General features: G+C 65.3%; 4 protein-coding genes and 2 pseudogenes. All 6 read right to left on the bottom strand.

What is annotated here, in order from left to right:
- A pseudogene (locus QZ281_RS06550) lies at window positions 1-202 on the bottom strand (hypothetical protein); the annotation flags it as partial.
- Between the two features lie 250 nt (window positions 203-452).
- Entirely contained in the window at window positions 453-1,724 is a 1,272-nt protein-coding gene (locus QZ281_RS06545) for an O-acetylhomoserine aminocarboxypropyltransferase/cysteine synthase family protein (RefSeq protein ID WP_292226190.1), read from the bottom strand.
- A 127-nt stretch (window positions 1,725-1,851) separates the two neighbouring features.
- The gene (locus QZ281_RS06540) at window positions 1,852-2,622 is read right to left on the bottom strand and encodes a 2,3-dihydro-2,3-dihydroxybenzoate dehydrogenase (protein WP_292226188.1); all 771 of its coding nucleotides are present in this window, start codon (window positions 2,620-2,622) and stop codon (window positions 1,852-1,854) included.
- Complete coding sequence (locus tag QZ281_RS06535; RefSeq protein ID WP_292226184.1) at window positions 2,619-6,521, bottom strand: amino acid adenylation domain-containing protein; 3,903 nt, start codon at window positions 6,519-6,521, stop codon at window positions 2,619-2,621. The genes QZ281_RS06540 and QZ281_RS06535 overlap by 4 nt, the downstream gene beginning before the upstream one ends.
- 4 nt (window positions 6,522-6,525) lie before the next feature.
- Window positions 6,526-6,792, bottom strand: coding sequence for a phosphopantetheine-binding protein (locus QZ281_RS06530; protein WP_292226177.1), 267 nt, complete (start codon window positions 6,790-6,792; stop codon window positions 6,526-6,528).
- Window positions 6,789-6,942: pseudogene (locus QZ281_RS06525) on the bottom strand (2,3-dihydro-2,3-dihydroxybenzoate synthetase); the annotation flags it as partial. The gene QZ281_RS06530 and the pseudogene QZ281_RS06525, both read right to left, overlap by 4 nt.

Here is a 6,942-nt window from a genome sequence, read left to right as displayed (position 1 = left end):
CCGCCGCCCTTCGTCCGCCGCCGCCCGGGCCACCGGGACCGCCCGGTCCCCCTGCCCCCGGTGCTGTCTCGGTTCCCAGCGAACGCACGACGACAAATCCCAGAGCCGCCACCACAAGGGCCGCGACGACCCCGCCGATGATCTTCTGGCGTCGGGTCAGACGCCGCATCCGCGAAGGCGTCGAAGAAGGCTCTGGGCTCATGGCATCCGCTCTACGTCCCGACCGGCCGCCGCCGATCCATGCGCGTAATGCTTAAGTCAGCGGATTGAGCCATTCCGTCGCACCCCACGACAGAAAAATCCTTCATTTTCAGAACGCCGATCCGTGCAGACCGGCCTGACAGCTCGCCCATGACATAGGGACGAGCAGCTTTGCGATTAGAATATCGTCTTCGAATTCAAACAATAAGACAGGACGACCCAACTGTCCGGGCCATCCCGTCTATGAGGTATCAGACTGCCGCCAGCGCCTGTTCCAGATCGGCGATGAGATCGTCGATATGTTCGATGCCGACCGACAAACGCACCGTGTCCTCGGTCACGCCCGCCTTGGCCAGTTCCTCCGGCGACAACTGCCGGTGGGTCGTCGAGGCCGGATGGCAGACCAGCGACTTGGCGTCGCCGATGTTGACCAGCCGCGTGAACAACTGGACCGCATCCTGGAAGCGACCACCCGCCTCGCGACCACCTTCAACGCCGAAGGTCAGGAGGCCCGACGCCTTGCCGCCGAAATACTTCTGGATCAGGGCGTGGCCGGGATGATCGGCCAGACCGGCATAGTTGACCCACTTCACCTTGGGGTGCGCCTTCAGCCATTTGGCGATGGCGGTGGCGTTTTCGACATGGCGATCCATCCGCAGCGCCAGCGTCTCCAGCCCCTGCAGGATCAGGAAGCTGTTGAACGGCGAAATGGCCGCACCTGTGTTACGCAGCAGCACCGTCCGCACCCGCCCGATGAAGGCTGCCGGGCCAAGCGCCTCGGTATAAATCACCCCGTGATAGCTGACTTCCGGCTCATTCAGACGACGGAAGCGCGCCTTGTGCTCGGCCCAAGGGAAGTTGCCGCTGTCGACAATGGCGCCGCCGATCGAGGTGCCATGCCCGCCGATATATTTGGTCAGCGAATGGATGACGATGTCGGCCCCATGTTCGATGGGGCGCGTCAGATAGGGCGTCGGCACGGTGTTATCGACGATCAGCGGCAACCCTTGCGCGTGCGCCGCCTCGGCCAGCGCGCCAAAATCGACGACATTGCCCAGCGGATTGCCGATGGACTCGCAGAAGACCGCCTTGGTCCGCTCGTCCGTATTGGCGGCGATGGCGTCCACGTCTGCGGCGTCAATGAAGCGGACCGTGATGCCGTACTGCGGCAGGGTGTGGGCGAACAGGTTGTAGGTGCCGCCGTACAGGGCCGAGGTGGCGATGATGTTGTCGCCTGCCTCTGCAATCGTCAGGATCGCATAGGTGATGGCCGCCTGACCCGAGGCCACGCTCAGAGCCGCGATCCCGCCCTCCAGCGCCGCGATCCGCTGCTCCAGCACGTCCGACGTCGGGTTCATGATGCGAGTGTAGATGTTACCCGCGACCTTCAGGTCGAACAGGTCGGCGCCATGCTGGGTGTCGTCAAACGCATAGCTGGTGGTCTGATAGATGGGCACGGCCACCGCCCTTGTCGTCGGGTCAGGTTTATAGCCGGCGTGCAGGGCAAGCGTGTCGAACTTCATGGCGTTTCCCGTCAGGTTCGGCGCACTTGCGCCTGTTATAGCTAGGGAAATAACAAAGTTCGGGACAGAAGGGCATTTCAGATTTTCTGTCGGACCAGATCAGGTTTCCTGCCCTCTGCCCGGCCGATCATCCCCGCAGCGTCGCGCCTCCGTCGACATAGAGGTCGGTCATGGTGATATGGCCCGCACGGTCGGACAGCAGAAAAACAACCGCCTCGGCCACATCTTCCGGCGTCGCCAGCTTGGCCAGGGGAATGCCCGCCTTGAAGGTCGCTGGCGATCCGGCGATGACGCGCGCAGCACCATTTTCATCCGCCCACATGCCCGTCTGCATCGGCGTCAGGGTCGAGCCCGGCGCGACGATGTTGCAGCGGACGCCCATCGGCGCCAACTCCAGCCCAAGACAGCGGGTGAACATGGTCGCCGCCGCCTTTGACGCCGCATAGGCGGCCATGGCGTGACGCGGCACGCCTGCTGCGTTCGAACTGACGGTCACGAAGGCGCCCTGCCCCCTCGGTCCCATGCGGCGTGCGGCCTCTCGCCCCAGATGGAAGACCCCGTCCGTATTGACGGCGAACACCCGCCGCCATTCCGCATCCTCGGTCTGGTCCACCGTGACATTGGACAGGACACCCGCGACGCTGGCGATCAGGTCGATGGCGCCCCAGTCCGCCTCCACAAGATCAAACAGGGCTGTGACGGCGGCGCTGTCAGACACATCCAGCGGCTCGACTCGAACGACATCGGACTGCGCCAATACATTCAAAGCGTCAGACGGCAGATCAGCGGCGACCACGCGCGCGCCTTCTTCAACCAACTGACGCACCACCGCCGCGCCGATTCCGCCCGCTGCGCCGGTGACCAAGGCGATGCGGCCCGCAAGACCTGAGGGTTTCATTGCGCAGTCTCCTCTGCGGCGACCATCCGCTCGGACAGGGCCGGGCCGATCAGGGCGCTGGCGTCTGGGCCGGTCAGTTGGGGGTGCAGGAAGGGAACCTCGATCACATCCAGTTCCGCGGCATAGGCCAGCCACAGCTCCGGTTTCAGCGGCTTGCCCTGATGGTCCAATCCCGCACGGACATGGGTGGTCACGCCGCCAAATGGCTGATGATGGTGCTGACGGACCAGTCGGTTGGTGTCGAGCACCACGCGGACCACCCCGTCCAGCGCCGCTTCGGGCAGGTTGCCCAAGGCACTGTCGCCCGCCTTCAGGAAGTCGATGATGGCGGCGCGGCTGCGCAGGTTCGGATAGGCCTCTGGATCATAGCCCGCGATGGCCAAAAGCGAACGCAGGGCGTCGATCTCATCCGGTTCAGGCTCGGCCCGCCAACAGTCGGCGGGATAGGAATCCAGCATGGCCATCAGGCCGACCACATGCCCCCTCGCCTCCAGTTCAACCGCCGCCGCCTGGGCAATAATGCCGCCGACGGACCAGCCCGCCAGATGAATCGGTCCGGATGCGCCCGACGCCAGAATCCGCTCGGCATAGAGCGCGCCGAGCGCGGCGATGCTGTCCGGCAAGGGATTGCTCGGGTCCAGCGCCGGGGACTGTACGCCCCAGACCGTGCGTCGCGGCGACAGGCTGCGCGCCAGCGTCCGATACCCCCAAGCCAGACCGCCAGCGGGGTGGATCAGGAACAGCGGCGGCAGGGACGGATCCCCCTCCGCCAGCCGGATCAGCGGCCCCAGACCATTGTCGGCATCCTGCGCATCCGCATCGATCAAAGCCGCCAGTTCCGCCACACGCGGATGATCGAATAGTGCGCCCAGCCCCGGATCACGTCCAAACGCCTCACGCACCAGGATCAACAGATGCACGGCCAGCAGGGAGTCGCCGCCCAGAGTGAAGAAGTCATCGTCCGCGCTGACCGGCTCAGCGCGACCCAGCGCATCCGCATACAGGGCCGCAAGCGTCCGCTCGGTCGGGGTTTCAGCGGCGCGTCCTGCGACCGTTTCAAACGCGGGCGCAGGCAGGGCCTTGCGGTCAAGTTTCCCGTTCGCCGTAACAGGCAAGGCGTCCAGCGCGACGATGGCGCTGGGGACCATATAATCCGGCAGCCGCGCGGCCAGACGCGTCTTCAAAACCACGAGGTCATAGGCGGCGCCCGGCACGACATAGGCAACCAGACGACGTTCTCCCGGTCGATCCTCCCGCGCCAGAACGACCGTTTCGCGAACCAGAGCGGACGCGATGATGGCGGCTTCAATCTCACCCAATTCAATGCGCAAGCCGCGCATCTTCACCTGATGGTCGCTGCGTCCCAGAAAGACCACGGCCCCGTCCGCGCGGCGGCGCGCCACGTCACCCGTGCGATACAGTCGCTGCCCCGGACGGTGCGGATCAGGAATGAACCGATCCCCCGTCAGGTCCGGCCGGTTCAGATATCCGCGCGCAAGCTGCACCCCGCCCAGATGCAGATGACCGCTCATGCCCGGTGCGACGGGCCGCAGCCGCTCGTCCAGCACCAGCAGGCGCGTGTTCCACACCGGCCATCCGATGGGTACAGGCTGCGAGGCGTCATCGGCGCTGGCAGGCCAATAGCTGACATCGACAGCAGCCTCTGTCGGTCCATACAGATTGTGCAATTCCGCCTTCACCGTCTGGTGGAACCGGTCGCGCAGGTCGGCAGGCAGTTCCTCGCCGCTGCAGAAGACATGGCTCGTCTCGATTCCCTTCGACGCCGGATCGGCGAGGAAGGCCGACAGCATCGAGGGCACGAAATGCAGGTCAGTGACGGCATGGCGGCGGATCAGGGCGGCGATGGCTGACGGATCACGGTGCGCGCCGGGCGGCGCCACGACCAGTTCACCGCCCGAGATCAAAACGAGGAAGAACTCCCAGACCGACACGTCAAATGTCGCGGGCGTCTTCTGCAGGATGCGGCTGTGTGGCCCGATCCCATACTGATCCTGCATCCACAGCAGGCGATTGACGATGGCGCGATGCTCCACCAGCACGCCCTTCGGGTCGCCCGTCGAACCCGAGGTGTAGATGACATAGGCGGCATCAGCGCCGTCTGAGGCATCAACAGGCGCGTCCCCTGTCTGAGGCCAATCGACAGGACGCAGCAGGCGCGAACCAAAGGCCGCACCTAGATCATGATGTGACAGGATCACCGTCGGCTGGGCCATCTGAACAATGGCGGCGATCCGGTCCAGCGGATGATCCAGATCAAGCGGCAGATAGGCTCCGCCTGCCCTCAGGATCGCCACCAGTCCCACCACCAGCTCCAGCGAACGCGGCAGGGCGACGGCGACCAGGCTTTCCCGCTCAATGCTCCGCGCTCTCAGCACAGCCGCCAACGCCGCCGTGCGCTGATCCAGTTCAGCATAGGTCAGGGTTTGGTCGCCGAATGTGACGGCAAGCGCATCCGGCGTCGCCGCCATCGCCTGTTCCAGCAGGGCTGTCAGGGTGACGTCGGGAAGCGGATAGTCCGTGGCGTTGAACGCCTCCAGTTCGCGCTGCGCCTCCTCAGGCGTCGCGATGGGAACCTCGCCCAGCGTCCCGGCGTCCAGCGCGGCGGCGATGAAGACGGCCAATCGCTCGCCATGGGCAGCGGTCTGTTCAGCGGAATAGAGGTCAGGATTGGCGTCCACCTCCAGCGTCAGATCAGGAGACGCATCGCCCCGGAAAGTGAAGCTGATATCGTCCACCGGCCCTGTGCCGAGGATATGCAGGGTGGCGTCCAGCCCCTCGAAACGCGGCGGCTGGGCGAACGGCAGGACATTGATCAATGGTCCGTACAGCCGCCGCGCTCCGCCGATCAGGCCCAAATCGCGCCGCAACTGTTCGCTGCGATACCGGCCATGCCGCCGCGCCTTGATCAGGGCTTTGGACGCCTCGATCAGTTGGGCGTCCAGCGGCGCATCCTCATCCAGCGACAGACGCAGAGGCAGGACATTCATCACCATGGCCGGGACGCGGGCCGAAGCGCTGCCCATCCGCGCCATGTGCGGCACGCCGATCACGGCGTCCTCGACACCGGCGAACCGGCGCACATAGGCCGCGCCCAGCACCGTAACGACATCGGGCCACGACAGGCGGCTGGCGTCTGCCCTCGCCTTCAAACGCGCAGTCACCTCGGACGGCAAGATGCGTTCGGAGCGGTGGAAACTGTGGGCGGTGACCGCCTTGCCGGACGCCAGGGTCGCGACCTCAGGCGCATCGCCCATGACCTCGCGCCAGTAGGCGGCGTCGGCGACGCGTTTGTCCGCTGCCCGATAGGCGGCGTCTTCGTCCCAGACGTTCGACAGGGGCGCAAAACCCGGACCGACAGCAGGCCCGCCTCTGCGCGTATTATAGATTTCCGCCACCCGGTTCGCCAACAGTCCCATGCCGAAACCATCGGTCGCCAGATGGTGCACCCGCAGGCTCCACAGGAACCGCTGCGGCCCGACAATGAACAGCAGATTGGCGGCCAGAGGATCGCGGGTCAGATCGACCGGCGTGTCATGATCGCGCTGCATGGCCGCCAATGCGTCAGCCAGTGGATCCGCCGCCTCCGATACATCAATGATCTGCAGCAAAGGGCGATGCGACGGGTCCAGCGCCTGCCCGACCTCGCCATTCTGGTCTCGGAAACGGACGGAAAGAATCTCGGCCTCGACCGCCATCTGATCCACAGCGGACCGGAAGGCCTCAACATCCAGCGCCCCGTGAAAATCGACATAGTGGGCCGTGTTGAAGATCGGGTTGGCCGGGTCCAGCCGCTGGGCGAACCACAGGCCCGACTGAGCTTCTGTTAGGGGCTTCCAGACCGTCGCGGCCACGCGTCCACGCTCCAAGGAATCTGGCATGAGATCAGGCCTCGATCCCGTGCACCTTCTGGCGCGCCTGCACCACCGCCCACCATCCGGCCAGGGTTACGTGCTCGGCCAGTTCGCTGAAATCCAGCGGCACGCTTTCGCTCCACAGCAGCGACAGGTTCAGGGCGCGCAGTGAATCCACGCCCAGATCCATCAGATTGTCATCATCGGCGATGGCGTCCGGCGTCTCGTGCAGCACGGCGGCGATGTCGGCGCGCATGCGCTCCAGCGTCAGTGGAGACTGTGTTGGGGGATTGCTCATGTCAGTCGTTCCAGAACGCGCGCGGTCGACAGGGCGACGGCGCAGGTCGCAGCGGCCCACTGGACCGCCGCCATGTGTTTCTCGCGTGAGAAGTCGCCCAGCGCGTCGGCGACGAAGAAGGGTTCGACATCGCGCTGGAACGCCTCGCCC

Source organism: Brevundimonas sp., assembly GCF_018608325.1.
Taxonomy (GTDB): Bacteria; Pseudomonadota; Alphaproteobacteria; order Caulobacterales; family Caulobacteraceae; genus Brevundimonas.
The sequence above is the reverse complement of the archived record's forward strand: the minus strand, read 5'-3'. Positions and strand labels throughout refer to the sequence as shown.